Here is a 255-nt window from a genome sequence, read left to right on the forward strand (position 1 = left end):
TGTGGGGGATTCTCCTCTCAGAGCCCCTAGACATCGTAGCCTTGGTGAGCCGTTACCTCTCCAACTAGCTAATGTCACGCGAGCCCATCCATATCCTATAAATATTTGATCAAAAACCGATGCCGGTTAATGATGTTATGCGGTGTTAATCTCTCTTTCGAGAGGCTATCCCCCTGATATGGGTAGGTTGCTCACGCGTTACGCACCCGTGCGCCACTCTCATCAGTTCGTAGCAAGCTACTCCCTGAATCCCGT

Annotated in this window: 1 rRNA gene; it reads right to left on the minus strand. The window is 50.6% G+C overall.

Going from position 1 to position 255, the window contains the following annotated elements:
* A 16S ribosomal RNA gene (locus HCX49_RS25285) occupies nucleotides 1-212 on the minus strand; the annotation flags it as partial.
* Nucleotides 213-255: the final 43 nt, after the last annotated feature.

This window comes from Sphingobacterium sp. B16(2022), assembly GCF_012030425.1.
Classification (GTDB): Bacteria; Bacteroidota; Bacteroidia; order Sphingobacteriales; family Sphingobacteriaceae; genus Sphingobacterium; species Sphingobacterium anhuiense.